This is a genomic window from Rhodococcoides kyotonense (assembly GCF_001645385.1).
GTDB lineage: Bacteria > Actinomycetota > Actinomycetes > Mycobacteriales > Mycobacteriaceae > Rhodococcoides > Rhodococcoides kyotonensis_B.
Genome location: NZ_LVHI01000032.1, coordinates 37,224 through 64,163 on the forward strand (window position 1 = coordinate 37,224; position 26,940 = coordinate 64,163).

Here is a 26,940-nt window from a genome sequence, read left to right on the forward strand (position 1 = left end):
ACCCGGCTGGGAACAACACCCTCTACCCTGGTGTTGTCATATCCGTCGGCGGCACGGCCCACCGGCTCAGCACTGAACGACTATCGGAAGGCCCGCATGACTACGCCCAAGGTTCACGATCTCATCATCGTCGGCTCGGGACCGGCCGGGTACACCGCTGGTGTGTACGCCGCCAGGGCCGAGTTGGAGCCGATCCTGTTCGAGGGCACACAGTTCGGCGGAGCTTTGATGACCACCACCGAGGTCGAGAACTTCCCCGGATTCCGCGACGGCATCATGGGCCCTGATCTGATGGAGCAGATGCGCGAGCAGGCCAAGAGGTTCGGCGCGGACATCCGCACCGAGGACGTCGAGGAACTGGACGTCACCGGCGAGATCAAGACCATCTCCGCAGGTGGCGAGACCTACCGAGCGCGCGCCGTCATCCTTGCGATGGGTGCAGCGGCTCGCTACCTCAGCATCCCCGGCGAGGAGAAGCTCCTCGGACGAGGCGTCAGTGCGTGTGCGACGTGTGACGGCTTCTTCTTCCGCGACCAGGACATCGCGGTCATCGGCGGCGGAGACTCGGCAATGGAGGAAGCGACGTTCCTGACGCGTTTCGCGCGCAGTGTCACCATCGTGCACCGCCGCAGCGAATTCCGAGCATCCCGCATCATGCTCGAGCGTGCGAAGAAGAACGAGAAGATTCGTTTCGTCACCGACACCAACGTCCTGGAGGTTCTCGGAGACACGTCGGTGACCGGTCTCACGCTCGAGAACGCGCTCACCGGCGAGAAGTCGACGCTCGACGTCACGGGGATGTTCGTCGCGATCGGTCACGACCCGCGCAGCGAACTGGTCAAGGGCCAGGTCGAGCTGGACGACGCCGGCTACGTCAAGGTTGCGTCTCCGACCTCCGCCACGTCCGTCGAAGGCGTCTTCGCGGCAGGCGACCTGGTGGATCACGTCTACCAGCAGGCCATCACGGCCGCAGGCACCGGCTGCACCGCCTCGATCGACGCCGAGCGGTGGCTCGCCGAGCAAGGTGACATCACCAGCAACACGCTCGAGCACGCCGACCAGCCTGTCGACGCTGTCAACGCCTGACCCAACGAAAACCCACGTTCGACCAACCGAGGAGACACCCGAGATGTCCGATGACAAGAAGACCGTCACCATCACCGACGCATCGTTCGTCGATGACGTCCTGACCAGCGAAAAGCCCGTCCTCGTCGATTTCTGGGCTACCTGGTGCGGTCCCTGCAAGATGGTTGCACCGGTTCTCGAAGAGATTGCTGCCGAACACTCCGACAAGCTCACGATCGCGAAACTGGACATCGACGCCAACCCGCAGGCCGCTCGTGACTTCAAGGTCATGTCGATTCCCACCATGATCCTGTTCCAGGGCGGAAAGCCCGTGAAGCAGATCGTGGGCGCGAAGGGCAAGGCCGCCCTGCTCAAGGACCTCGACGCGGTGTTGTGACCCGTCGCCGAACGGCCTGGATTGCAGTTCGGCGAACACTTTCTGCGACAATCATTCGATGTGCCGACGCGTTCGTCGGCACATCGGCTACTGAATGAGGCATCGTGCCCTCCGGACGTCCCTCGAGATGTCGTCCGGAGGCGGATACTGTCTCCACGGCAGTCGACCTAATTTCGACGAGAGGTAATCAGGTATGCACCGACTCAGTCGCGGCGATTCAGGACCCGCCGTTGCGGAGGTACGGAGCACTCTCGTCTCCCTGGGATTTCTGCACGAGGACGCGGCGGCGCACTCGTCGGACCCGTTGCACTGGACCGCACCGGTGTCGGAGTTCGACGATGCGCTCGACAGCGCCGTCCGCGCGTTTCAGCAGCATCGCGGCCTCCTGGTCGACGGCGTCGTCGGACCGGCCACCTATCGCTTCCTGAAGGAGGCGTCGTACCGGCTCGGCGCCCGCACCCTCATCTATCAGCTGTCCGCCCCGCTGTACGGCGACGACGTCGCGACTCTGCAGACCCGGCTTCAAGACCTCGGTTTCTACAGCGAACGCGTCGACGGCTACTTCGGTCCCAAGACGCACGACGGTCTCACGTCGTTCCAGCGTGAGATCGGCCTGTCGCCCGACGGCATCTGTGGCCCGGCGACCCTGCGGTCGCTCGACTTGCTGGGTGCTCGCGTCACCGGCGGATCACCACATGCGATCAGCGAAGAAGAACTCGTCCGACAGTCCGGTCCGCAACTGACCGGCAAACGTATCGTCATCGATCCCGATCTGGGAGGCGCGGACACCGGACTCATCGTCGACGGCATGTTCGGTCGTATCAGCGAGGCCGAGATCCTCTGGGACGTCGCCAGTCGACTCGAAGGCCGTATGGCCGCAACGGGAATGGAGACGTTCCTCTCCCGTGCGCGCGGCACGAACCCCACAGTCGCCGAACGCGCCGAGACCTCGAACGCGTTCAACGCCGATCTGATGATCTCGCTGCGGTGTGCTTCGAGCTCCAGCCCGGCAGCCAACGGCGTCGCCAGCTTCCACTTCGGCAATTCGCACGGATCGACCTCGCTCATCGGGCAGGTGTTGACCGGTTACATCCAGCGTGAAATCGTCGCTCGCACACCACTTCTCGACTGCCGTAGCCACGGACGTACGTGGGATCTGTTGCGACTCACCAACATGCCGACGGTTCAGGTCGACATCGGATACCTCACCAACACTTCCGACGTCGAAGTACTCAGCGATCCTCGATCGCGTGACATCATCGCCGAAGCCATCCTCATCGCCGTGAAGCGTCTGTATCTGCTCGGGCAGGACGATCAGCCCACCGGCACATTCACTTTCGCCGAGTTGTTGGCCGAGGAGTTGGCTGCCGCCGAACGAGGCTGAGCACGACATAGATCGAGGGGCCGCAGGATTCACTCCTGCGGCCCCTCGGTCGTTCAAGGGTCCCTATCCGACGCCGACCGGATCCTTGTGTTCGATATCGACCATCGTGAGGCTGGCCGCGAGCAGCAACCGCTCGAGGGCGCTCTCGACGTCCTGCTTCCACCCGTGATCGCGATCCAGCTCGAGCCGAAGCCGCGGATAGCGATGATGAGGCGCGACGACGTCGAAGCCCATCTTCTCGAGGAAATCTGCGTCGATCATGCACACGGTGTCCGAACATGTCAGCCGCGATGTGGCCGTCGGTCCGGTGTTCGCGTCCTCAGCAGTCTTGCGTATTCCGAACGCCTCGAGTGCGCGCACGCCTCGATTGACGAGATCGGCAACCACGGCTTGCATCAGCGCGGCCGAGTGGTCCTCACGATCGACCTCGGACTCGACCCGAAGCGTCGTCAGCAGAACCGCATCGGCGCTCACGGGTGAGGTCGGGAACGCCGAAGCGCGGGGGACCGCTCCGGGCGGGGCGTACAACGCGCAACCGATGCTCTCTCCTCCGGTCGACAGCATCTGACCGCACGATCCCCACTCGAGCATGATCATCGACAGCCACGCTTCGTTCTCGAACTCGAGGTCGAGTGAGTCGGAACTGGGTGTGTCGACTCCTGGATCGAGCACCCAGAAACGACACCGGCGAGTGTGCGCCGGTAGTTGATCGAACGAGTCGAGCGTGACCCCCGTGACGAACGACGACACTGCTTACCTCAGCCTCCAAGCACTGAATCCAGGCAATCGTGAGCGTCCGTTGCCGTTTACCCTCGTCAAGAATATGCGATCGCTCCGATTGCGACCGTCGTGGAACATGGAGGAGCTGAAAGGTCTGTGCGACAACACTTTTCGATCCTCCTTCGTCGTTCGACGACCTCCGTGGTCCTACCTTCGTCACAGTGACGTAAGTAGCCGGTAGGTCTGCACCTGAAAATCCGGAGCTATTTTCCCTTCTGATTTTCCATCATGTCGACGATGCGCTGGAGATCGTCGACCGAGCCGAATTCGACGACGATCTTGCCCTTTCGCTTACCGAGACTGACTGTGACGCGGGTATCGAACGAATCCGACAGCCGATCCGCCACATCCTGAAGCCCAGGCATCTGGATCGGCTTGCGCCGCGGCGCCGGGGATGGCGAACCATCGTCGTTTCGGTTGGCCAACGTGACGGCTTCTTCGGTCGCGCGCACCGACAGACCCTCGGCGACGATGCGTGCTGCCAACGCTTCCTGCGCGTCGGAACCAGCGTCCAACGACAGGAGAGCACGGGCGTGCCCGGCAGACAGAACTCCCGCGGCGACGCGACGCTGCACCGGAATCGGCAGCTTCAGCAGACGAATCATGTTGGTGACGACGGGCCGTGATCGACCGATCTTCGCTGCCAGCTCTTCGTGTGTAACCTCGAACTCTTCGAGAAGCTGTTGGTACGCAGCCGCCTCCTCGAGGGGGTTCAGCTGCACGCGGTGAATGTTCTCGAGCAGTGCGTCTCGAAGCATCGCGTCGTCGGTGGTTTCCCTGACGATCGCGGGAATCGACTCGAGGCCGGCTTCCTGACTCGCCCGCCACCGACGCTCACCCATGACGAGTTCGTACTTGTCGTCACCGAGAGCGCGCACGACGATCGGCTGCATCAACCCGAACTCACGGATCGAGTGCACCAGTTCTGCGAGTGCTTCTTCGTCGAAGACCGACCTCGGCTGCTTCGGGTTCGGACGAATCTGCGACGGTGCGATCTCGCGGTAGACGGCGCCGGCCGGCTCCAGATCCTCGTCCGTGTTCCGCACCGGGGGAGTGGGGGTCGGCGCAGACGCCGTCTTCTCTTTCTCGACCTTCGCGACAGCGGGCTTCTCGACGTCGGCGGCAGTTCGTTCCTTACCGATGATGACGTCTGCAGCCGCGTTGCCGAGGCGAGGTCCGGCCTCCGGACCTGTAGGGATCAGTGCCGCAAGTCCGCGACCCAACCCACCTTTTCGTGCCTGACTCATATCTCTAGCGCTCCTGCGTTCCATCCGTTGCCGCGACCGCCGATCGGGCTGCCAACTCTCTGCCTGCGTCCAAGTAGCTCATTGCTCCACGCGAGCCCGGGTCGTAGTCGAGGACCGTCATACCGTACCCGGGCGCCTCGGATACCTTGACGCTTCGTGGAATGACAGCTCGCAGTACCGCGTCGCCGAAGTGCTTTCGCACTTCTTCGGCAACCTGATCGGCAAGCTTCGTGCGGCCGTCATACATGGTGAGAATGACAGTCGACACGTGCAGCACCGGGTTGAGGTGCGCCTGCACGAGCTCGATGTTGCGCAGAAGCTGCCCGACGCCCTCGAGCGCGTAGTACTCACACTGGATGGGGATCAGCACCTCGGTCGCCGCCACCAATGCGTTGACGGTGAGCAAGCCGAGCGACGGCGGGCAGTCGATCAGGATGAAATCGGCGTCGACCTCTTCGAGATCGGCAAGCGCGGTCTTCAAACGACCTTCACGAGCCACCATGGACACGAGCTCGATCTCGGCACCGGCCAGGTCGATGGTCGCCGGAATGCAGTACAGACGATCGCTGTTCGGACTCTTCTGAATCGCCTCGCGGGCAGTGACCTCACCGAGGAGAACTTCATAGCTCGACGGCACACCCGAATGATGCTCGACGCCCAGAGCAGTACTGGCGTTGCCCTGCGGGTCGAGATCGACCACGAGCACCGTCAGTCCCTGGACCGCGAGCGCAGCGGCGAGGTTGACCGCAGTCGTGGTCTTTCCGACGCCACCCTTCTGATTGGCGATGGTGAGCATGCGGCGCTGCGCGGGCTTGGGAAGCGTCACGCTGCCAGGGTGGAGCACCTGGCTGGCTCGATGCGCGGCCGCACCGATGGGAGTGTCGTCGGGGGAGATACTGCTGTAGGCGCCGAAGTCCGAACCTGCCGACGACGGACGATCGACTCGCGGCGTCTTGCTGCCGTTCTCGGACTGTGTTTCACGTGAAACAGCTGGATCAGATCCACCCGACATATGTGCTCCTTAGTGCGGAACTGGATTGGTGCAGAACTAGTGACAACTTGGAAGACGTCATGAACGTTGAAAGCGTCGTGGAACTCGTTCAGCGCGAACGACGATGGTGGGCGTCGGTACGACGCCGACGCCGCACTGCACGACCTCTAGCTTGCCAGCACCCATACGGGCAAGGGAAGTCCGATCGCGTTCGATCTCTTCCTCAGCACTGCTGCCCTTCAACGCGAGCATTCGCCCGCCCTCGTGGATCAGCGGAAGGGACCACTTCGCGAGCTTCTCCAGCGGGGCGACGGCCCGAGACGTCACGACGTCGGCACCGCCGGCCTCCTTCTTCACACCGGGTTGTTCCGCTCGTCCTCGGACGACCAGAACGTTGAGATCGTTCTCCTCGATGAACTCCGCCAGATATACGGTCCGACGGAGGAGGGGCTCGACGAGCGTGACGTGTAGATCGGGCCGAGCGATCGCGAGTGGGATTCCGGGCAAGCCGGCACCACTACCGACATCGACGACGCGCTCGCCCTCGTCGATCAGCTCGGCTACGACGGCGCAATTCAAGATGTGCCGCTCCCACAACCGGGGAACCTCACGGGGTCCGATGAGTCCGCGCTCGACGCCATCGGTTGCCAGAGACTCGTGATACTTCTTCGCGAGATCGAAACGAGGGCCGAATATGCGCTCTGCAGTTGCCATCACATGGTCGTCATTCAACGCCTCAGAGTCCACTGAATCATCCTCCCGCGTCGGGCCTCAGTTCGCCAAACTATCCGACGCATCCGACACGTTTCTCTTCGTTCTCTCGATCACAATTCAGTATTGCCGAGTACAAAGTCCGGGTTTCACGTGAAACGTCAGGCGCGGTTTCACGTGAAACTCAGTCCCCTGAGCCCTTCGATACGAGTGATCTCGCGGACGTCGGTTTCGACCGCAACGCCCCTGGGGGCCTCGTCCGAGCAACACAGCCGCACACATAACGGATCGCACGGCAACGACGATCGCCGGCAGACCACCCGCCGTGCGTACACCCTCAGACCGGCGCGGGGATTGTGAACTCGACGAGCGGACCACACGCGCCGAGAGCGGCTGTTGGTTGCGTGAATCTGTGTGCGGGACACGGGCTGAACCGCGCCCATTCCAGAGATGCTGGTTACCCGATCCGTCGTTCACGAGATGCCCGGCGCCAAGCACTGCTCCTTGGCACGACCATGTCCCCTGGGGGGGGAGACCCGAATGCTGTGCTGTAGTTCAACACGTCCGGTGACGCGCCCGCGGTCCTCATGTGTCGACGCAGGATGTGGCCTGGGTCAGGTCGGGTGCGCCGTCGCAAGCACTTGTCGCGAGCCGACGCTTCACGTGAAACCGCACGCTCACGCTCATATCGAACAGAGGACCGGGCGCTACTGATATAGCGGCTCGTGCCGAAGGTCGGTGACAGCAGCCGACTCGGACGAGCCGACAATCTACATAACGGCGGACATGCATTGCCACAACCAAGTTCGGCGGATAACGGCTCCACCCTCTTGGTCAGATCTGAACAATTGCCGATCAGCTAGATCGACGACTGACCAACGAAGCCGAGGGCTTTTCTCTAGAGCTGATCGCGTCGTGAGTGCTTCTTCATATGTTCGCTGATTCACGTGAAACAGTAGGCCGAAGCCATTCTTCATTCAGGGCTCGGCCCGACGGCCGGGCAGACGTCGACTCAGGTTCCACCGGGCTGCCCCAGCGCGGCCACCTGATCCGAATCGCCAACCCACCCCATTGGTCGACGTCGCATTTTCCGGCGTCGATTGAGCTGCGATCGATACACGGCCCGGACCCAGGTTCGCGATGCACTGCGAAATCTCCGGTGGAGGTAAATGGTTCGTGGCGGACCGATTGGTCGACCCAGGGCCCACGTCCACGGTGAAGCTTCGGGAATCGGAACCACGCGATATCTTCACGTGGGTGCTCCTTCTCGAGGCTTCCTCTCGCGATACGTTGGCCGGCGACCACAGCGATGGGGTGCCGTCGGGACCCGCCTGGGTTGTACGGCGGTGCGCTGCGCACCCACCCGATCCCGTCGCGGGAGAGCGGAGGATAAGGACGGCAGCATGCCGCGGTCCTTGTGCGCACTCGAAGCCATGATGCGGCTTCCGGACGACATGTGCGACCCGACAGAACCGCGTCGACCACCCCGCGGAATCTGCACCGCGATAGTCCCGCGCTTCTACCTGTCTTCCGGCAGACCGGTCGGTGCTCAGAGCAAAGCCTCTTCTGTTTCACGTGAAACGGATGCGGCTGCGCCATCGCTACGCGAACCGACCACCGCCCAGAACCGACCACCGCCGGGTGCGACAGTCGGATCGCTCCGCAGGCCACCTTGCGTCGGCCATCGATTCACGTGAAACAAATCGAACCTGGCACCGCGGCTACCGCCAACCACAGCACCCACACGACAGCTTGCGCCCGCCTGCATCCGCGCGGCACCGAACTCAGAAGCCACTCGGAGTTGACCAACCTTCGCCGCCACCCGCAGCGGCAGGGCAGGGGAGGACCGAGCCACGGTTTATTGTTCACCCTCGTTCGGACACCGCCCCACCCGACCACAACGCATCCACGCCCAGTCAGCTCGAGGCGTTGTTCCGGCGAAGTCGTTCGCACACCTCGAGACAACACCGTCGGCGCCACTCGAAACTTTGAGCACACTCCAGTAGCTCGTTCATGGGCGAGGACTGACCATACAGACGCTTGGCTTCCGACACCATCTCTGTACACACATCCGAGATCGGTGTGTGCGTCGACGCATCCGCCGGCGAAGTAAGGAAGACGTGCCACGAGACTGCCCGCACATGCAGCCCGCTCGATCGAGAGTGCCAACCACGAAGCGCCAACGAGCTACGCTGCGACACACCCGCTCTTACCGGACGCGGTTTCACGTGAAACCGAAAGACCTCAGCCCACGACGTTTGGCATCCACCTCCACGCGCTGAAATCGCGTCTCAACCCCGAATTCTCGCGACCCAGGGCCTAGGCGCGCATCGTCACTGTGACGTTTCGCCGCATCGCGCGTTTCACGTGAAACCAGGGCGTGATCGAACTACATGCATGCAATTCCACCGCACGATTTGATCGACAGCGGAGCGGAATGCGGTTCGCATCGTGTGGGCGGCGATAGGCATCGCATCAGCGAGTGGCATCGAAACCCGGAAACGACGAAGGCCCCCAACCGGAGTCGGGGGCCTTCCAGGTGTCGGGGTGATCGTCAGGCTTTGACGACAACCACTCGCCGTGACGGTTCGACGCCAGTGCTCTCGCTCTCGACGCCGTCGATCTTGGCGACCGCGTCGTGCACGATCTTGCGCTCGAACGGTGTCATCGGGGCGAGTTCCTCGCGCTCGCCGCTCTCGAGCACGCGGCGCGCAGCCTCCACACCCAAGGTGCTCAGCTCGCTCCGACGCCCAGCGCGCCAGCCGGCGACGTCGAGCATCAGCTTGCTGCGCTCACCGGTCGACTGTTGAACCGCGAGACGCGTCAGCTCCTGGAGCGCGTCGAGCACCTCACCCTTCCGTCCGACGAGCTTGCTCAGATCGTTGCCGCCGTCGATGCTGACGATCGCTCGGTCGCCCTCGACATCCAGGTCGATGTCACCGTCGAAGTCGAGAACGTCGAGAAGCTGCTCGAGGTAGTCGCCGGCGATCTCGCCCTCTTCGACCAAGTAGTCCTCGGCATCCTCGTCGTCATCGATCGCGTCGTCGATCGTCTCGTCGACGGCGGCCTTCTTCACGGCCTCGTCTTCGACTGTCTTGTCGGCTTCGACTGCCACGACCTCACCAGCTCCGTCCCCAGCGTTCACTGCGTTGTCCGTACTCGTTGTTTCTTCGGTATCTGCAGGCATCTTCGTCCCTTGTCGTCGATCGAGCCGCTCAGCGCCGCTTGCGCTTGGGCCTGTTGCGGTTCGGCTGCGGGCGCTGTCCCTTGGGACGCGCTGCCCCGTTTCCACCTGCCGGGGGAGTGCTGTCCGACGGGTTCGCTTCGACGTCGGACGTTCCATCCTGCTCGGCTGCGTCCACGACTGGAGGAGGAGTCATCTTCGAGAGCTTGGGCCTGGCACCGGGCTTCGGCTTGGTGACCGGCTTGACGCCCGGCTTCGGCGCGTTCTCGGTGCGCTTCTCGAGGGCGAGCTTCTTCTTCTCTTCTTCCTCACGGTCGATCTTGCCGAACACGAGGTGCTGCTGGCCGTAGGTCCACAGGTTGTTCGACACCCAGTAGAGCAGGATGGCGATGGGCAGGAACGCACCGAATACGAGAACACCGAGCGGGAAGACATACAACGCAAGCTTGTTCATGATTGCGGACTGCGGATTGGCCGCTGCGGCCTCACTCTGGCGAGCGACGGATGCACGCGAGTTGAGGTGCGTGGCCACGGCCGCGATGACCATGAGCGGAACCGACACCGCGACGATCGTCCAGACCGACGGGACGCCGAGGCCGAGTTCGGGGTTGGCGAACGCCTCGAGCTGCGTCTTCGGCATCGTGATCCACGCCGAGATCGGTGCGCCGAACAGACGGGCGTCGAGGAACGAGTTCACGTCCTCCACGTTGAAGGCGTAGTTCGGCAGGGTGCGGTTGACCGCCGGATCCAGGCCTAGCTGACCTACGCCGGTACCCGTTCGGTTGAACGAACGAAGCACATGGAACAGGCCGATGAACACCGGAGCCTGGGCCAGGACCGGGAGGCAACCCATGATCGGGTTGAATCCGTGTTCCTTCTGCAGCTTCTGCATCTCGACGGCCATGCGCTGCTTGTCTTTGCCGTACTTCTTCTGCAGGGCTTTGATCTGCGGCTGCAGCTCCTGCATCTGACGCGTCGTACGAACCTGCTTGACGAAGGGCTTGTACAGAATCAGTCGCAGAGTGAACACCAGGAACATCACGGACAGCGCCCACGCGAATCCGTTGTCGGCACCCAGAACGGCACCGAATACCTTGTGCCACACCCAGAGAATCCAGGAGACCGGGTAATAAATGAAATCGAGCACGGCTCTATGTACTCCTCTGTTCGTCCACTCTCACGAGATCGTGGCTTTCTTCGGTCGAAGTCTGTTCGGTTGTCGCCGGCGAGGCGCGACGCCATGAGCCGCGTTCGGGAACCGGATCCCACCCTCCAGGGTGCCAGGGTGCACATTTCAGCAACCGGACAACGGACAACAGAGAGCCTTTGATCGCACCGTGGGTTCTCAACGCGTCGACTGCGTACTCACTGCACGTAGGTGAAAAACGGCAGGTGGGCAGCCTCAGCGGAGACACATAGGTGCGGTACAGCTCGATACAGAAGATCAGCGCCCGCGCGGGAAGCGAGCGGACGGCGCGAAGCAGCGTCATGAGCGCGCGTCTTTCGCCGGGTCGATGTACCCCAGCTTCTTCAAGCCCGAACGAACTTGGCGCTGTAGGTCACTCGAGGACAGATCGGCTGCGCCCGGAAGAGCTCGGATGACGACGTCGCTGGTGGCGGGCACCTCGAGCATCACCTCAGCGCAGATATGCCGAAGCCGGCGTGCAACTCGATGACGAGTTACCGCCGGCCCGACAGCTTTACTGACGATCAATCCGAACCTCGAAGCACCGGGGCTGACGACAGTGTTCTCGTCGTCACGCGCGAACGCGTGAACGACCAGGTCTTGTCTACCCATGCGGCGGCCTCGACGCATCACACGTGAGAAATCAGCGCTGCGATGCAATCTGTGCGGCTCAGGCAACACCCCGAGCTCCGTACGTTCGGACGAACAATGAATTAAGCGGTGAGTTCCTTGCGGCCCTTACCACGGCGTGCAGAGACGATTGCACGACCTGCACGCGTACGCATACGAAGACGAAAGCCATGAACACGCGCGCGGCGTCGGTTGTTCGGCTGGAACGTCCGCTTGCCCTTGGCCACGGTGAACACTCCTCGAAAATCATTGACGCCCGAAGGCGTCGGCAACGGTGGTAACGAGTTCGGTCGAACTCCAATTACATCCCCGAGCGAGAAATCCGAGTAACCACAGACTGTATGCAGCCAGCAAGCATCGGCCACCTCGCCTTGGGTGACTGTTCGAGAGTACTGATCGACTTGGCGGTGGTCAAACTCGTCGAATGTACGCCCTCGGGACTACATCCGTGTAATTCATCCACACCCATGGGGAGAACGGTGTGTGTATAAACGCATTCGGACGCGTGTCCTCCGTTACTCACAGGGCAAGCCCATAACTCGAGTCTGCCGGTTTCACCTAAAGCAGCAGGTCAAGGCCGGACAACCGCACGGATACGGCCGGCGAGCCCCTGTCCGGGTGACAACGATGTCGTTAATCCACACCTGTGGATAATTGTGTGGAAACACGGGCCAGGTGGCATATTCGTATCCGGCACGTGTGCACTGCTCGACTGTGAATCCCCCGAAGAACGTCGCTGAGAGGGGACGATAGCCGAATTCGGCGTGACGCGGGTGGGAAAAGATCATCGGATTCAGCCGGTTGACAGCACTGTTCGAATGGGAGGCACCGTGAACGACGATCCGGGTGCGCTGGCGCGCGTCTGGCCTGAGGTTGTCACGGAGTTGACGTCCGATCGGCACGGCGGCCCAGACCTGACCAAGGGACAGAAGGCCTGGCTGGCGTTGGTCGAACCGCTCACGCTCACGCAAGGCTTCGCGCTGCTCGCGGTCCCCTCGTCCTTCGCGCAAGAAGCCATCGAGAGGGATCTCCGCGAACCGATCCTGCACGCACTCGGCCGTCACCTCGGCCAGGGTGTCGAGGGCCTCGGCGTCCGTATCTCGGCTCCCGAGGAGGACAAGCACGAGACCGAACGTGCGTCGTACCCTGAAACTCCCAGTTCACCGACCTACCGTCGTCGGTTCCTGACCAGCACCGACGACGAACCGTCGGATTCCGAGACGGCGGACTACGAGGAAGTCGACGACGACGGTGACGCTCTGACGAGCGTGCAGAACTCGTGGCCGACCTACTTCACCAAGCCACCCGAGACGACAACTCCTCCCGCGGGCGCCGGCAGCTTGAACGCGAAGTACACGTTCGACACCTTCGTCATCGGCGCTTCCAACCGATTCGCGCACGCGGCCGCCGTCGCGATCGCCGAAGCGCCCGCCCGCGCCTACAACCCGTTGTTCGTCTGGGGCGCGTCGGGTCTGGGCAAGACTCACCTGCTCCATGCGGCCGGTCACTATGCTCAACGCCTCTTCCCGGGCATGCGCGTGAAGTACGTCTCGACCGAGGAGTTCACGAACGACTTCATCAACAGTCTTCGTGACGACCGCAAGGTCGCGTTCAAGCGCCGCTACCGCGAAACGGATGTCCTTCTGGTCGACGACATCCAGTTCATCGAGGGCAAGGAAGGTATCCAGGAGGAGTTCTTCCACACCTTCAACACACTGCATAACGCGAACAAGCAGATCGTCGTCTCGTCGGATCGTCCTCCGAAGCAGCTGGCCACCCTCGAGGAACGCCTGCGTACCCGGTTCGAATGGGGCCTGATCACCGATGTTCAGCCGCCGGAACTCGAGACCCGCATCGCCATCCTCAGCAAGAAGGCGAGGATGGACCGGCTCGACGTGCCGCACGACGTCCTCGAGCTGATCGCCAGCCGTATCGAGCGCAACATTCGTGAACTCGAGGGTGCGCTCATCCGCGTCACCGCGTTCGCGTCGCTCAACGGACAGGCTCTGGATCTGACGCTCGCCGAAGTGGTCCTCCGCGATCTGATGCCGGACTCCTCGAGCCTCGAGATCAACGCGGCGACGATCATGGCCGTCACCGCCGAGTACTTCGACACCACGATCGACGACCTGTGCGGGCCGGGTAAGGCCAGGGCACTGGCCATGGCCCGTCAGATCGCGATGTATCTGTGCCGCGAGCTCACCGATCTCTCGCTGCCCAAGATCGGCCAGACCTTCGGTAGGGACCACACCACCGTCATGTACGCCGACAAGAAGATTCGCAAGGAGATGACCGAGCGTCGCAAGGTCTACGACCAGGTACAGGAGCTGACGGCTCGCATCAAACAGCGTTCCAAGCGCTGACGTTTCTCGTCCCGACGCCGGGCGGACCCCCTCGAGAGAGGATCCGTCCGGCGTTTCTCGTATGCGGGCGCCCCTCGAGAGACGTTCTCGGAAACTTTTTTCGGGGTGGTCTCCAATGATTCACACCTGTGGATAAGCATGTGGAGAAACGCGCTCTTCTGGGGATGGACTGTGGGAGGCTGTGAACCGTTTGTGATTCGTCCACAAGCTTCCCCATCGCAACCGCCGATTGGTCCCGAATTCATCCCCACGACACCACGCCGAGCGACCAGCGGCTCGAGGGGCGAGTGCACAGATTCCACAGGACCTATTAATACGAAGAATTTCTCTTGAAGGGATCTTCTTTGAAAACAGGTATTGGGGACAGATCCCCTCACAGCCCCTCGTCGACGCGTCCGAGCGCGCCAGGTTCGGCTTTCCAAGTTGGTCGCAAAGGGCATACGGTGTGCATCTGCCGGTTGTGTCAGACTCAGTGATGCACCGGTGCCCTCGAGTGCCCCGCACTCACCGAAGACCCTTCTTCGTGACGAACCGCCCCGACCGAGAGGAAATGCCGAGCGATGGAGCTTGGAAGTCTGAAGTTTCGCGTTGCTCGTGAAGATTTCTCCGATTCCGTTGCGTGGGTAGCGCGAAGCCTGCCGTCCCGGCCGCCAGTTCCTGTCCTCGGTGGAGTTCTTCTCGCTGCAGACGAGCAGGGCTTGACCGTGTCGGGCTTCGACTACGAGGTGTCCGCGCAGGTCCGGGTGTCCGCCGAGGTATCGACCGCAGGCAAGGCACTGGTCTCGGGCAAGCTCCTGGCGGACATCACGAAGTCGCTTCCGAACAAGCCCGTCGACGTCGGCGTCGACGGAACCAGGGTGCTCATCACGTGCGGTAGCGCGAAGTTCTCGCTGCCGACGATGCCTGTCGAGGATTACCCTCAGCTACCGGAACTGCCGACGCAGACCGGATCCGTCGCCAACGATGTCTTCTCCGAGGCCATCTCCCAGGTCGCCGTCGCCGCCGGACGCGACGACACGCTGCCGATGCTGACCGGCATCCGCGTCGAGATCCACGGCACGACCGTGGTCCTCGCGGCGACCGACCGATTCCGTCTGGCCGTCCGCGAGCTCGAGTGGATGCCGGCGAACGGCGAGACCAAGACCGAAGTTCTGATCCCGGCCAAGACTCTGTCCGAATCCGCAAAGACGTTGGGCGGCAACGCGAATTCGCCCGTCGAGCTCGCTCTCGGTTCCGGGTCGTCCGTCGGCGCCGACGGTCTTCTCGGCATCATCAGCGAGGGTCGCCGCACGACGACCAGGCTTCTCGACGCCGACTTCCCGAAGTTCCGTCAGCTCCTGCCCGCGGAACACACCGCTGTGGCCGTCGTCGAGGTCGCTCCCCTCGTCGAGGCGATCAAACGTGTCGCTCTCGTCGCCGAGCGCGGCGCACAGGTTCGACTCGAGTTCTCCGCCGAAGGTCTGCTGCTGTCGGCCGGTGGCGACGATGCAGGTCGCGCCGAGGAATCGCTGATGGCGGACTTCCAGGGTGAAGCGTTGACCATCGCGTTCAACCCGGGCTACCTGATCGACGGATTGTCGTCGCTGCACAGCGAGAAGGTCACCTTCGGTTTCACCACTCCCAGTCGTCCTGCAGTTCTGCGGCCGACCGCCGATGATGAACTGGTACCCGACGCGTCGGGCAAGTTCGCAGCACCGCAGAGCGCGTACACGTACCTGCTGATGCCGGTTCGACTTCCGGGCTGATCGGGTACGGACTACGTGCGCCCGCCTTCGCCCGAAGGTGAACGCGCGAATGACCGCACACTAGAGAAGGACGTCTCTCATGCAGCTGGGACTGGTCGGCCTCGGGAAAATGGGCTTCAACATGCGCGAGCGTCTTCGCGCACACGGCCACGAAGTGATCGGATACGACCCGCGACCCGAGGTCACCGATACGCCGTCGCTCGGCGATCTCGCTGCAGCGCTGACCGCGCCGCGCGTCGTCTGGGTGATGGTGCCCGCCGGCGACATCACGCGTGACACGATCACCTCGCTGCGTGACGTCCTCGAGGAGGGCGACCTGGTCATCGACGGCGGCAATTCCCGGTTCACCGACGACAGGATGAACGCCGACCTGCTCGCGGAGAAGGGCATCGGTTACATCGACGCCGGTGTGTCCGGCGGTGTGTGGGGTCTGAAGAACGGCTACGGCCTCATGGTCGGTGGCTCCGAGGCCGACGTCGAGCGCGCAATTCCGATCTTCGACGCGTTGCGCCCGGAAGGCGAGCGCGCCGACGGTTTCGTCCATGCCGGGCCCGTCGGTGCAGGCCACTACTCGAAGATGGTGCACAACGGCATCGAGTACGGGTTGATGCAGGCGTACGCCGAGGGCTACGAACTCCTCGAGGCGGAAGACCTGGTCCAGGACGTGCACGGCGTCCTTCGTGCGTGGAGTCAGGGCACCGTCGTGCGGTCCTGGCTGCTCGATCTGCTCGTTCAGGCACTCGCTCAGGACCCGGAGTTCCGCGAGATCTCCGGGTACACAGAGGATTCCGGCGAAGGACGGTGGACCGTCGAGGAAGCGATCCGACACGCTGTCCCGGCTCCGGTGATTTCCGCGGCGCTGTTCGCGCGGTTCGCGTCGCGCCAGGAGGATTCGCCGGCGATGAAGGCAGTGTCCGCGCTGCGCAACCAGTTCGGCGGGCACGCCGTCAAACGAGCCACCACCGAAGAGACGTTGCGCGCTCCCGACCCGAAGAAATAAGCCTTGTTCGTTCGTTCTTTCTCCCTGCGTGATTTCCGATCGTGGGACGACGCCACCGTCGAACTCGAGCCGGGTTCGACGGTGTTCGTCGGGCCGAACGGGCACGGCAAGACGAACCTGCTCGAGTCGCTCGGATATCTGGCGACGCTGTCCTCGCATCGCGTCTCGTCGGACGCGCCGCTGATCAGAGCGGGTGCGGATCGTGCGTTCGCGAGCGCAACCGTCGTCAATCATGGTCGTGAGCTGACGATCGACGTCGAGATCCAGGACGGCAGGGCGAACAAGGCGCGCATGAACCGGTCACCGGTGCGTCGGCCGCGAGAGATTCTCGGTGTGCTGCACAGCGTGCTGTTCGCGCCCGAGGACTTGTCGCTCGTACGCGGCGACCCGGGTGACCGACGTCGCTACCTCGACGAACTGATGACCACGCGCCGACCCCGAATGGCCGGTGTCCGAAGCGATTACGACAAGGTACTGCGTCAACGATCGGCGTTGTTGAAGACGGCGGGCGGTGCGTTGCGGCGAGGATCCTCCTCGAGCGATGGTGCGAGTGCTCTTGCGACGCTGGATGTATGGGACGGCCACCTCGCGGCGCACGGTGCGCAGCTGCTGGCGTCGCGCATCGGTGTGGTGCACGAGCTGACTCCGTATGTCGCAGAAGCATATTCGTCGATCGCGCCCGAGTCTCGACCCGCTGCGATCCGGTACCGTAGCAGCCTCGCCGACGCGCTACCTGCCGAATTCTCCGATCCGACACGCACTCCCGAGGCGGACGACGCCGATGTGTTGGAAGCTGCCTTCCTGCATCAACTTTCGGTGATGCGTCAGCGCGAGATCGAGCGCGGAGTTTGCCTCGTCGGACCGCATCGTGACGACCTGGAGCTGACGTTGGGCGATCAGCCCGCGAAAGGCTTTGCGAGCCACGGCGAATCGTGGTCCTTCGCGTTGTCGCTCCGACTGGCGTCGTTCGGTCTGCTTCGCGCGGAGGGCACGGATCCGGTCCTGATGCTCGACGACGTGTTCGCCGAACTCGATCGTAAGCGTCGCAGTGCATTGGCGCGGGTTGCCGTCGATGCCGAACAGGTCTTGATCACCGCGGCGGTGGCCGAGGACGTACCCCCGGAGCTCGAGGCGCGCCGCTGGGGAGTTGCTGCGCACCAGGAGGACACTGGTCGGGTGTCGAGGATCAGCGCGATCGACGAGAGCGAAGGTGTGACGCCGTGAGCGACGACCAGGAAGCTGCACCGGAACCACAGCCCGAACTGCGCGGCGTCGACCTCGCGCGTCGTGCGCTCGAGGAGGTACGGGCGGCAGCGAAGGCGAGCGGCAAATCCGTCGGACAGGGTCGTTCGTCGCCGTTGGGTGGAATTCGCGCGCTCCGCGGTCGTCGCAAGCGAGGGTGGTCCGGTCCCGGTCCCGACGATCGGGATCCGCAGACGCTCGGGTCGCTGGCCGGCGCGATCGCGAAGAAGCGGGGATGGTCCGACAAGGTGGCCGAAGGAACCGTGTTGGGACGCTGGACGGCCGTCGTCGGAGACGACATCGCCTCGCACGCCACTCCGACGAAACTCGAGGACGGCGTGCTGAGCGTGTCCGCCGAGTCGACCGCGTGGGCGACTCAACTGCGGTTGATGCAGTCGCAGATCCTGGCCAAGATCGCGGCGGCCGTCGGACATGGTGTGGTGACGTCCCTGAAGATCACCGGTCCGGTCACCAAGAGCTGGCGGAAGGGCGAACGCCACATCAAAGGGCGCGGTCCACGCGACACGTACGGATAGACCGTTCTTCTCCCTGGAAACCGTTGTCAGCTCGGTAACATGCACTTGTCAACTGTGATCTTGGTTGCTTTCGCGCGACTCTGTCACGTAGCGTGCCGTTCGACCCCAGGAGAGATCGGTGCGGGGGCGCCACCGACGTTCGCAAAGACGAGGTGAGTGCATGTCTTCGACCGAGCAAGCAGGACCGTCCGACAAAGTGGTTCTCCGGCCGCGGAACGTGGCGTTCGATTGGGGGTCCCTGCCACTTCACTACGTCGACGGCGATCCCCTCGCGACGCACCTGTTCAACGTGATGCATCTGCTCCTGCCCGAGGGCGAGGAATGGTTCGTCAGAACGTTCAAGGAAGCGTTGCCCCTGATCCACGACGAGCAGTTGCGCGACGACGTCATCGGATTCATCGGACAGGAAGCCGTTCACGCGCAAGCACATACGCAAGTTCTCGATCAACTGACCGCGTACGGCATCGACGTGACGCCGTACGTCGAGCAAATGCAGTTCCTGTTCGGACGCGCACTCGGCAACCGGACGCACCACGGTCAGAACAGCCTCGTCGAGCGCGTCGCCCTGATCGCTGCCGTAGAACATCTCACGGCTTTTCTCGGCGACTGGGTCCTCAACGCCGACGCCCTCGACGACGTCGAGTTCGATCCGACGATGCTCGATCTGCTGCGTTGGCACGGTGCCGAGGAGGTCGAACATCGTTGTGTCGCATACGAAGTGATGCGGTACTTCGACGTCCGACCGGCCAGGCGGATCCGTACCTATCTGGTGATCGCGCCCGCACTGATGTGGTTCTGGGCGCGCGGCGTGCGCTACCTGATGAGCCAGGATCCGTCGTTGCAGAATGTGCCGGTGAAGAAGCGTCGGCCGTCGTTCCGTCGGTACCGGCGGGTCACGGCCAAGGGGTTGTTTCCCGGGCCCATGCTGATCGTGCGCGCATCGCTGCGGTACTTCCGGTCGGACTACCACCCCTCACAGGAGGGATCGACCGAACAGGCGGAGCGCTATCTGGCGTCGTCGCCCGCGGCACGAGCGGCTGCAGGGTAGGCGCGAGATGGGTGTTCGACGCAAGCTCTCCGATATGACGAAGGCGGTCGAATCCTTTCGGGTGGGACGGACGATTCCGCCGGATCTGTACGGTGACCCGGTTCCGGACCAGACGATGTCGCTCGTCACCGACGCGCTCGACAAATGGTTCGCACTGCTGGACGCAGGTACCTACTCGCCCGAGCATGCGGCTCCGGCCGTCGTGCACGCGAGGTCGCTCACGCTCGAGCGACGCGAGGTGATGTGCGACGACCAACCGGTGGTCCGATTGACGTTCGCGGCCACCGACGGCGTCCCGCTCGCGGCATGGTCGCCCGGAATGCACATCGACGTCCGGTTGCCGTCGGGACGTCGTCGCCAGTACTCGCTGTGCGGCGACCCGTCGGACAGCACCTATACCGTTGCGGTGCGGCTCGTTCCGGACGGCGGCGGTGGGTCGACGGAGATGCATGCCCTCGAGCCTGGCGACGAGGTGACCGTTCTCGGGCCACGTAACGGGTTCCCGTTCGTGCCGCAGGGACAGGCCTTGTTCGTGGCGGGCGGCATCGGTATCACCGCGATTCTGCCGATGGTTCGTGCTGCCCGACGCGTCGGCATGGACTGGCGTCTGATCTATTGCGGCCGCTCGCGTGCATCGTTGCCGTTTCTCGACGAGATCGAATCGTGGAACTCGGAGCGTGTGACGGTCTTCACGGACGACGTCGACGGTGTGCAGATCGGCTCGTCTCTGCTGCACGACGTGACGGGTGGCGCGGTGTACTGCTGTGGTCCGCCGCCGATGATCGACACCGTGAGGACGGCATTCGACGACTCTCGCGCGACCCACCTGTACTTCGAACGTTTCTCCCCGCCACCCGTTCGGGGCGGTGTCGAATTCGAGGTTCAGTTGGTGGAATCCGGAACGGTGGTGACTGTGCCGGCGGATATGACTGCGCTGCAGGCGATTCGAGAGGTCAAGCCGGACGTCGCCTATTCCTGTCGGCAAGGATTCTGCGGAACGTGTCGGGTTCGGGTGCTGCACGGCACCCCGGAGCACCGCGACGACAGACTGACGCCGGAGGAGCGCGGTCGCGAAATGTTGATCTGCGTCTCCCGCTCGAAGGGCGGAAGGATCGTGCTGGACCTCTAGCCGTTCGACACGGTTTCACCGTCCATCTTTGTCGACGGATGCTGAGAAAATCCCTCAGAGAGGCTTTCAGGGGGCTTTTCGGGGTGTCATCGTCCCCCTCCTGTCGGTGCGTACCAGTAGTATGGACCGGTAACAGAGAAGCCCTTCGGATCTACCGCGCCGAACCGGGTGTCCATGTCCGTGGACATCAGGGGGAACGCGAGCGTCCGTGCGGTGGCACCTGCCATGGTGCGAGCGCGGTAGCACCGATGGTGCGAGGGGGAGTGAAGACGCGTAAAGGAGAACGACCGAACCGTGGCCGCCCAGAAGTCAGGTAAGAGCGAGACTCAGAACAAGGACTACGGCGCTTCGTCGATCACCGTCCTCGAGGGACTGGAAGCAGTTCGTAAGCGGCCCGGTATGTACATCGGTTCCACCGGTGAGCGCGGCCTGCACCACTTGATCTGGGAAGTCGTCGACAACTCCGTCGACGAGGCGATGGCCGGATACGCCACCACCGTCGACGTCACCATTCACGACGACGGCAGCGTCGAGGTCGTCGACGACGGCCGTGGCATCCCCGTCGCCACGCACGCGTCCGGTGTTCCCACCGTCGAGGTCGTCATGACCCAGCTGCATGCAGGCGGAAAGTTCGACTCGGACTCCTACGCGGTGTCCGGTGGTCTGCACGGCGTCGGCATCTCGGTCGTCAACGCGCTGTCCACCAAGGTGGAGCTGCAGATCGCACGCGACGGCCACCGCTACAAGCAGTCGTACGACTACGCCAAGCCCGGCCCGCTCGAGACCGTCGGCGACACGGACGCGACAGGCACCACGGTCCGCTTCTGGCCCGACGGCGAGATCTTCGAGACGCTCGACTTCAGCTTCGAGACCGTGCACCGTCGCCTGCAGGAGATGGCGTTCCTGAACAAGGGACTGACCATCAACTTCACCGACGAGCGGGTCGCGGCGTCCGACGCCAGCGAGGACGAACTCGCCGAGACGGCGGAAGCACCCAAGACCGCGTCCGAAGAAGAAGCAGAGGCAGAGGCGCCCAAGGCCGCCAAGGTCAAGAAGCGCACCTATCACTACCCCGACGGCCTCGTCGACTTCGTCAAGCACATCAACAAGACCAAGACCGCGATCCACGGTTCCGTCGTCGGCTTCACCGCCAAGGGTGAGGGACACGAGGTCGAGATCGCGATGCAGTGGAACGCCGGGTACTCCGAGTCGGTCCACACGTTCGCCAACACGATCAACACGCACGAGGGCGGTACCCACGAAGAGGGCTTCCGTACCGCGCTGACGTCGACGGTCAACAAGTATGCAGCCGAGAAGAAGCTCGTCAAGGAGAAGGACGGCAAACTCACCGGCGACGACATCCGCGAAGGTCTCGCGGCCGTCATCTCGGTACGCGTCGGCGAACCGCAGTTCGAGGGTCAGACCAAGACCAAGCTCGGCAACACCGAGGTTCGTTCGTTCGTGCAGAAGGCGTGCAACGAGCACCTCGCGCACTGGTTCGAGTCCAACCCGGCCGATGCCAAGACCATCATCAACAAGGCCGTGTCGTCGGCGCAGGCGCGCATGGCCGCGCGCAAGGCGCGAGAGTTGGTGCGGCGCAAGAGCGCAACCGACATCGGTGGCCTGCCCGGCAAGCTCGCCGACTGCCGTTCCAACGACCCGGCGAAGTCCGAGATCTACATCGTGGAGGGCGACTCCGCAGGAGGCTCCGCGAAGTCGGGCCGCGACTCGATGTTCCAGGCGATCCTGCCGCTGCGCGGAAAGATCATCAACGTCGAGAAGGCGCGTATCGACCGTGTGCTGAAGAACAACGAAGTGCAGTCCATCATCACGGCCTTCGGAACCGGCATTCACGACGAGTTCGACATCAGCAAGCTGCGGTATCACAAGATCGTGCTGATGGCCGACGCCGATGTCGACGGCCAGCACATCTCGACTCTGCTGATGACGCTGCTGTTCCGCTTCATGCGTCCACTCATCGAGCACGGCCACGTCTACCTCGCGATGCCGCCGCTCTACAAGATCAAGTGGAACCGCGGCGAGCCCGACTACGCGTATTCCGACCGTGAGCGCGACGGCCTGCTCGAGGCCGGCCTGGCGAACAAGCGCAAGATCAACGTCGACGACGGCGTCCAGCGCTACAAAGGTCTCGGCGAGATGAACGCGAAAGAGCTGTGGGAGACCACGATGGACCCGGCGGTCCGTGTGTTGCGTCTGGTCACGCTCGACGACGCGGCTGCCGCGGACGAGCTCTTCAGCGTCCTGATGGGTGAAGACGTCAGTGCCCGACGCAGTTTCATCGCACGCAACGCCAAGGACGTTCGGTTCCTGGACGTGTAGCGCGCTCGAAACCTGTTGCCACGCACTATCTTTGATTCAAGGAGAATTTGATGTCGGATACCACCGAGCCTCCTGTCGGGCCTCCCGGACAGACGACGAACGCCGAGGGCGGAGACCGGATCGATCCGGTCGACATTCAGCAGGAGATGCAGCGTAGTTACATCGACTACGCGATGAGCGTCATCGTCGGCCGCGCGCTGCCCGAGGTGCGCGACGGCCTCAAGCCGGTGCACCGCCGCGTCCTCTACGCGATGTACGACTCGGGCTTCCGCCCCGACCGTAGCTACGTGAAATCCGCTCGGCCCGTTGCCGAAACGATGGGTAACTATCACCCGCACGGTGACACCTCGATCTACGACGCGCTCGTGCGTCTCGCCCAGCCGTGGTCGATGCGGTACCCGCTCGTCGACGGTCAGGGCAACTTCGGGTCACGCGGCAACGACGGACCCGCCGCCATGCGATACACCGAGGCCCGTCTGACGCCGCTCGCGATGGAGATGCTGCGCGACATCGACGAGGAAACCGTCGACTTCATCCCCAACTACGACGGCAAGACCCAGGAGCCGACGGTACTTCCGTCGCGTGTGCCGAACCTGTTGATGAACGGCTCCAACGGCATCGCCGTCGGTATGGCCACCAACATTCCTCCGCACAACCTGCGCGAACTCGGCGAGGCCGTGTTCTGGGCCCTCGACAACCACGAGGCCGACGAGGAAGCCACGCTCGCCGCGTGCATGGAACGCGTCAAGGGCCCGGACTTCCCGACGCACGGTCTCATCGTCGGCAACCAGGGCATCCAGGACGCGTACTCGACCGGCCGCGGCTCGATTCGCATGCGCGGCGTCGTCGAGATCGAAGAGGACTCGAACGGCCGCACCACGATCGTCATCACCGAGTTGCCGTACCAGGTCAACCCGGACAACCTGATCACCTCGATCGCCGAGCAGGTCCGCGACGGAAAGCTCGCCGGCATCTCGAAGATCGACGACGAGTCCTCCGACCGCGTCGGCATGCGCATCGTCGTCACCATCAAGCGTGACGCCGTCGCCAAGGTCGTGCTGAACAACCTCTACAAGCATTCGCAGCTGCAGACGAGCTTCGGCGCGAACATGCTGTCGATCGTCGACGGTGTTCCGCGCACGCTGCGTCTCGATCAGATGATCCGCTACTACGTGGCTCATCAGCTCGACGTCATCATTCGGCGCACGCGCTACCGCCTGCGCAAGGCCGAAGAGCGGGCCCACATCCTGCGCGGTCTGGTCAAGGCTCTCGACGCGCTGGACGAGGTCATCGCCCTGATCCGTCGCTCGCCCGACGTGGACGCGGCACGGACCGGCTTGATCGAGCTGCTCGACGTCGACACCATCCAGGCCGACGCCATCCTCGCGATGCAGCTGCGTCGTCTCGCAGCCCTCGAGCGTCAGAAGATCATCGACGAGTTGGCCGAGATCGAGCGTGAGATCGCGGACCTGCAGGACATCCTCGCCAAGCCCGAGCGCCAGCGTCAGATCGTGCGCGACGAGCTCGCCGAGATCGTGGAGAAGTACGGCGACGACCGTCGTACCCGCATCATCGCTAACGACGGAGACGTCAGCGACGAGGACTTGATCGCTCGCGAGAACGTCGTCGTCACCATCACCGAGACCGGGTACGCCAAGCGCACCAAGACCGATCTGTACCGCTCGCAGAAGCGCGGCGGCAAGGGGGTCCAGGGCGCAGGTCTCAAGCAGGACGACATCGTCAGCAAGTTCTTCGTGTGCTCGACGCACGACTGGATTCTGTTCTTCACCACGAAGGGCCGCGTCTACCGCGCGAAGGCATACGAGCTGCCCGAGGCAAACCGCACCGCACGCGGTCAGCACGTCGCGAACCTGCTGGCCTTCCAGCCCGACGAGCGTATCGCCCAGGTCATCCAGATCAAGACGTACGAGGACGCGCCCTACCTGGTGCTGGCCACCAAGGGTGGTCTGGTGAAGAAGTCCAAGCTCACCGACTTCGACTCCAACCGCAGCGGCGGCATCGTCGCCGTCAACCTCCGCGGCGAGGACGAGCTGGTCGGCGCCGTGTTGGCGTCGTCCGACGACGATCTGTTGCTCGTCTCCGGACAGGGGCAGTCGATCCGCTTCTCGGCGACCGACGAAGTTCTGCGTCCGATGGGTCGTGCGACATCCGGCGTCCAGGGCATGCGTTTCAACGGTGACGACCAGCTGCTGTCGCTGAACGTCGTCCGTGAGGGCAAGTACCTTCTCGTCGCGACGTCCGGCGGTTACTCCAAGCGCACCGCGATGGAGGACTACCCGGCTCAGGGTCGTGGCGGCAAGGGTGTGCTCACGATCCAGTACGACCCGAAGCGTGGCACCCTGGTGGGAGCGCTCATCGTCGACGACGACGACGAGCTGTACGCCATCACCTCGAGTGGCGGTGTCATTCGTACCGCCGCGAAGCAGGTACGCAAGGCGGGCCGGCAGACGAAGGGCGTTCGGTTGATGAATCTCGGTGAAGGCGACACACTGCTCGCTATCGCCCGCAACGCAGACGAAGCAGACGAGCCCGAGCCGGGTACCACGAGCACCGAAGATGATGCATCGAAGGAGTCGTAGTGAGCACTCCCAACAGGCCAGGCAGCACGCCCGGTCCGCAGAGTGATCGAGCCGAACAGCAAGCTCAGCCTGTGAGGCCGCAACCGGTATCGCGGCCGGCTGGGCCGCCGCAGGGTGGTGCTCGGCCGCAACCGAGGCCTCCGCAAGGGCAGCAACCTCCGCAGGGCCAACAGCCGGTGCAGGGTGGACGTCCTGGCCCGCAGGGCCAGCCTCCTCGGGGGCCGCAGCCTGCGCAGGGTCCGGCCGCTCAGCGTCCCCAGCAGCCCCCGCAGGCCGCTCGCCCGGCGCCGCAACAGACGTCGGACAGGGCTCCGCAGACGCGGGAACAGCCTGCAACTCAGGCTCAGCCCGCCCCGCAGCAGGGCGCAACCACTCCCAAGGCACCGCAGCAGGCACCGGCACCGCAGCAGGCACCCCGTCCGGCAGCGGACAAGCAGCCGCCGACCGAGGCTGCTTCGGCGGTCGGCCAGCCCGAGAAGCGTGCCCCTCAGTCGCCTGCCGCATCGGCACCCGCGCCGGAACAGAGTCGTCCCCGTGACCCTCTGCGGGCGAACGAGACTCAGCAGGTGCCGACCAACGGTGCTGTGCAGTCTCCGCCGTGGCAGCGCACGCAGCGTCAGGAGCCGGCCGATACGTCCGCGCCGCAGAGCACGCCGCAGACCAACCTGTCGAACCGTGGTGGATCGTTGCCCACCGGCGCACAGGCCTCCGCGGCTCCAGCGGATCGGACGGCCGCCTACCCGGCGGTCACCGAGGACGCCGACGCCAAGACACAGCGCCGCGAGGCCGCGAAGTCGAAGGCAGCGGTCATCGACGGTCCGACGCGTCACATCGAGCGCAAGGATCTGGCGAAGGACATGCCGGATCTGTCCGCGGTCCGGCACCCGGAGTCCGGCTCCGAGAAGCAGGCTGCCGTTGCAGCGCCTGCGCTCGTCGCTGCACGACCCGAGGGTGAGTCGCTGCGTGCGACGGTTCAGCTGCGCAAGATCGATCCCTGGTCGACGCTCAAGATCTCGCTCGTGATCGCGGTGTCGTTGTTCTTCGTCTGGATGGTCGCGGTCGGGCTGCTGTACGCGGTTCTCGACGGCATGGGCGTCTGGGACAGGTTGAACAGTGCCTTCACCGAGATCGTCAACGAGTCCGGTGGCGGCGGACTCGTCAGCGCCGGACAGGTGTTCGGGTATGCAGCGGTCATCGGTGTGATCAACGTCATCCTGTTCACGGCGCTGACGACGATCGGGGCGTTCATCTACAACCTGTCGTCCGACCTGGTGGGCGGTGTCGAAGTGACACTGGCCGACCGGGACTGAAATGCGCAGGTGAGAGGCACCGTATCGGGCCGTTTTGGAGTACGGCGGTTCG

The 26,940-nt window shown here is 63.7% G+C and carries 22 protein-coding genes; 13 read left to right on the plus strand and 9 right to left on the minus strand.

Going from position 1 to position 26,940, the window contains the following annotated elements; genetic code table 11:
* The first annotated feature begins 96 nt into the window (after positions 1 to 96).
* The 3 genes from trxB to A3K89_RS19770 all read left to right on the plus strand — a co-directional run bounded on the left by trxB (position 97) and on the right by A3K89_RS19770 (position 2,846).
* Positions 97 to 1,086 carry a thioredoxin-disulfide reductase gene (gene trxB / locus A3K89_RS19760; protein WP_068430045.1) on the plus strand — a complete coding sequence of 330 codons (990 nt, stop codon included), beginning with the start codon at positions 97 to 99 and terminating at the stop codon, positions 1,084 to 1,086.
* A gap of 43 nt (positions 1,087 to 1,129) precedes the next feature.
* A complete protein-coding gene (gene trxA / locus A3K89_RS19765) occupies positions 1,130 to 1,462 on the plus strand; it encodes a thioredoxin (RefSeq protein WP_068429619.1) in 333 nt (110 codons plus the stop codon).
* Positions 1,463 to 1,655: 193 nt separating this feature from the next.
* Positions 1,656 to 2,846, plus strand: a complete 1,191-nt coding sequence (locus A3K89_RS19770; RefSeq protein ID WP_068429622.1) for an N-acetylmuramoyl-L-alanine amidase — start codon at positions 1,656 to 1,658, stop codon at positions 2,844 to 2,846.
* Positions 2,847 to 2,909: 63 nt separating this feature from the next.
* Here A3K89_RS19770 and A3K89_RS19775 read toward each other — a convergent pair whose 3' ends face one another.
* The 9 genes from A3K89_RS19775 to rpmH all read right to left on the minus strand — a co-directional run bounded on the left by A3K89_RS19775 (position 2,910) and on the right by rpmH (position 11,802).
* Positions 2,910 to 3,596: a hypothetical protein gene (locus A3K89_RS19775; protein WP_068429625.1), complete on the minus strand. Its 687-nt coding sequence runs from the start codon at positions 3,594 to 3,596 to the stop codon at positions 2,910 to 2,912.
* Positions 3,597 to 3,829: 233 nt separating this feature from the next.
* The gene (locus A3K89_RS19780; protein WP_068429628.1) at positions 3,830 to 4,873 is read right to left on the minus strand and encodes a ParB/RepB/Spo0J family partition protein; all 1,044 of its coding nucleotides are present in this window, start codon (positions 4,871 to 4,873) and stop codon (positions 3,830 to 3,832) included.
* Between the two features lie 4 nt (positions 4,874 to 4,877).
* Positions 4,878 to 5,885 (minus strand): ParA family protein, encoded by a 1,008-nt coding sequence (locus tag A3K89_RS19785; protein ID WP_068429630.1) that lies wholly within the window; start codon positions 5,883 to 5,885, stop codon positions 4,878 to 4,880.
* Positions 5,886 to 5,942: 57 nt separating this feature from the next.
* Positions 5,943 to 6,578, minus strand: a complete 636-nt coding sequence (gene rsmG / locus A3K89_RS19790; protein ID WP_068430053.1) for a 16S rRNA (guanine(527)-N(7))-methyltransferase RsmG — start codon at positions 6,576 to 6,578, stop codon at positions 5,943 to 5,945.
* Positions 6,579 to 9,129: 2,551 nt separating this feature from the next.
* Positions 9,130 to 9,690 carry a Jag family protein gene (locus tag A3K89_RS19795; RefSeq protein ID WP_068430056.1) on the minus strand — a complete coding sequence of 187 codons (561 nt, stop codon included), beginning with the start codon at positions 9,688 to 9,690 and terminating at the stop codon, positions 9,130 to 9,132.
* Between the two features lie 100 nt (positions 9,691 to 9,790).
* Positions 9,791 to 10,906, minus strand: coding sequence for a membrane protein insertase YidC (gene yidC / locus A3K89_RS19800; protein ID WP_068429633.1), 1,116 nt, complete (start codon positions 10,904 to 10,906; stop codon positions 9,791 to 9,793).
* Between the two features lie 4 nt (positions 10,907 to 10,910).
* The gene (yidD, locus tag A3K89_RS25575) at positions 10,911 to 11,249 is read right to left on the minus strand and encodes a membrane protein insertion efficiency factor YidD (protein WP_084423906.1); all 339 of its coding nucleotides are present in this window, start codon (positions 11,247 to 11,249) and stop codon (positions 10,911 to 10,913) included.
* On the minus strand, positions 11,246 to 11,626 hold the full coding sequence (gene rnpA, locus A3K89_RS19805; RefSeq protein WP_084423907.1) for a ribonuclease P protein component: 381 nt from the start codon (positions 11,624 to 11,626) through the stop codon (positions 11,246 to 11,248). Before rnpA ends, yidD begins: the two co-directional genes overlap by 4 nt.
* A gap of 32 nt (positions 11,627 to 11,658) precedes the next feature.
* Positions 11,659 to 11,802, minus strand: coding sequence for a 50S ribosomal protein L34 (gene rpmH / locus A3K89_RS19810; protein ID WP_026347786.1), 144 nt, complete (start codon positions 11,800 to 11,802; stop codon positions 11,659 to 11,661).
* A gap of 603 nt (positions 11,803 to 12,405) precedes the next feature.
* Here rpmH and dnaA point away from each other — a divergent pair.
* The 10 genes from dnaA (at position 12,406) to A3K89_RS25870 (ending at position 26,888) form a co-directional block, all read left to right on the plus strand.
* The gene (gene dnaA, locus A3K89_RS19815) at positions 12,406 to 13,938 is read left to right on the plus strand and encodes a chromosomal replication initiator protein DnaA (RefSeq protein ID WP_068430060.1); all 1,533 of its coding nucleotides are present in this window, start codon (positions 12,406 to 12,408) and stop codon (positions 13,936 to 13,938) included.
* Between the two features lie 560 nt (positions 13,939 to 14,498).
* Positions 14,499 to 15,683, plus strand: coding sequence for a DNA polymerase III subunit beta (gene dnaN / locus A3K89_RS19820; RefSeq protein WP_068429638.1), 1,185 nt, complete (start codon positions 14,499 to 14,501; stop codon positions 15,681 to 15,683).
* Between the two features lie 79 nt (positions 15,684 to 15,762).
* Positions 15,763 to 16,683, plus strand: a complete 921-nt coding sequence (gnd, locus tag A3K89_RS19825) for a phosphogluconate dehydrogenase (NAD(+)-dependent, decarboxylating) (protein ID WP_068429640.1) — start codon at positions 15,763 to 15,765, stop codon at positions 16,681 to 16,683.
* 3 nt (positions 16,684 to 16,686) lie between these two features.
* Positions 16,687 to 17,907, plus strand: a complete 1,221-nt coding sequence (gene recF, locus A3K89_RS19830; protein ID WP_068429643.1) for a DNA replication/repair protein RecF — start codon at positions 16,687 to 16,689, stop codon at positions 17,905 to 17,907.
* Complete coding sequence (locus A3K89_RS19835) at positions 17,904 to 18,461, plus strand: DUF721 family protein (protein WP_068429645.1); 558 nt, start codon at positions 17,904 to 17,906, stop codon at positions 18,459 to 18,461. The genes recF and A3K89_RS19835 overlap by 4 nt, the downstream gene beginning before the upstream one ends.
* 160 nt (positions 18,462 to 18,621) lie before the next feature.
* Positions 18,622 to 19,509, plus strand: coding sequence for a metal-dependent hydrolase (locus A3K89_RS19840; protein WP_068429647.1), 888 nt, complete (start codon positions 18,622 to 18,624; stop codon positions 19,507 to 19,509).
* Positions 19,510 to 19,543: 34 nt separating this feature from the next.
* On the plus strand, positions 19,544 to 20,638 hold the full coding sequence (locus A3K89_RS19845; RefSeq protein WP_068429650.1) for a PDR/VanB family oxidoreductase: 1,095 nt from the start codon (positions 19,544 to 19,546) through the stop codon (positions 20,636 to 20,638).
* 294 nt (positions 20,639 to 20,932) lie between these two features.
* Positions 20,933 to 22,978 carry a DNA topoisomerase (ATP-hydrolyzing) subunit B gene (gene gyrB / locus A3K89_RS19850; protein ID WP_068429653.1) on the plus strand — a complete coding sequence of 682 codons (2,046 nt, stop codon included), beginning with the start codon at positions 20,933 to 20,935 and terminating at the stop codon, positions 22,976 to 22,978.
* Positions 22,979 to 23,028: 50 nt separating this feature from the next.
* Positions 23,029 to 25,578 (plus strand): DNA gyrase subunit A, encoded by a 2,550-nt coding sequence (gene gyrA / locus A3K89_RS19855; protein ID WP_068429654.1) that lies wholly within the window; start codon positions 23,029 to 23,031, stop codon positions 25,576 to 25,578.
* Positions 25,578 to 26,888, plus strand: a complete 1,311-nt coding sequence (locus tag A3K89_RS25870) for a DUF3566 domain-containing protein (RefSeq protein WP_068429656.1) — start codon at positions 25,578 to 25,580, stop codon at positions 26,886 to 26,888. The genes gyrA and A3K89_RS25870 overlap by 1 nt, the downstream gene beginning before the upstream one ends.
* The last annotated feature ends 52 nt before the right edge of the window (positions 26,889 to 26,940 follow it).

What these genes read in the sequence shown, in the direction of transcription:
- trxB (WP_068430045.1), top strand. Translation starts at nt 97, where the DNA reads ATGACTACGCCCAAGGTTCACGATCTCATCATCGTCGGCTCGGGACCG.
- trxA (WP_068429619.1), top strand. Translation starts at nt 1,130, where the DNA reads ATGTCCGATGACAAGAAGACCGTCACCATCACCGACGCATCGTTCGTC.
- A3K89_RS19770 (WP_068429622.1), top strand. Translation starts at nt 1,656, where the DNA reads ATGCACCGACTCAGTCGCGGCGATTCAGGACCCGCCGTTGCGGAGGTA.
- A3K89_RS19780 (WP_068429628.1), bottom strand. Translation starts at nt 4,873, where the DNA reads ATGAGTCAGGCACGAAAAGGTGGGTTGGGTCGCGGACTTGCGGCACTG.
- A3K89_RS19785 (WP_068429630.1), bottom strand. Translation starts at nt 5,885, where the DNA reads ATGTCGGGTGGATCTGATCCAGCTGTTTCACGTGAAACACAGTCCGAG.
- rsmG (WP_068430053.1), bottom strand. Translation starts at nt 6,578, where the DNA reads ATGGCAACTGCAGAGCGCATATTCGGCCCTCGTTTCGATCTCGCGAAG.
- yidD (WP_084423906.1), bottom strand. Translation starts at nt 11,249, where the DNA reads ATGACGCTGCTTCGCGCCGTCCGCTCGCTTCCCGCGCGGGCGCTGATC.
- dnaN (WP_068429638.1), top strand. Translation starts at nt 14,499, where the DNA reads ATGGAGCTTGGAAGTCTGAAGTTTCGCGTTGCTCGTGAAGATTTCTCC.
- gnd (WP_068429640.1), top strand. Translation starts at nt 15,763, where the DNA reads ATGCAGCTGGGACTGGTCGGCCTCGGGAAAATGGGCTTCAACATGCGC.
- A3K89_RS19840 (WP_068429647.1), top strand. Translation starts at nt 18,622, where the DNA reads ATGTCTTCGACCGAGCAAGCAGGACCGTCCGACAAAGTGGTTCTCCGG.
- A3K89_RS19845 (WP_068429650.1), top strand. Translation starts at nt 19,544, where the DNA reads ATGACGAAGGCGGTCGAATCCTTTCGGGTGGGACGGACGATTCCGCCG.
- gyrA (WP_068429654.1), top strand. Translation starts at nt 23,029, where the DNA reads ATGTCGGATACCACCGAGCCTCCTGTCGGGCCTCCCGGACAGACGACG.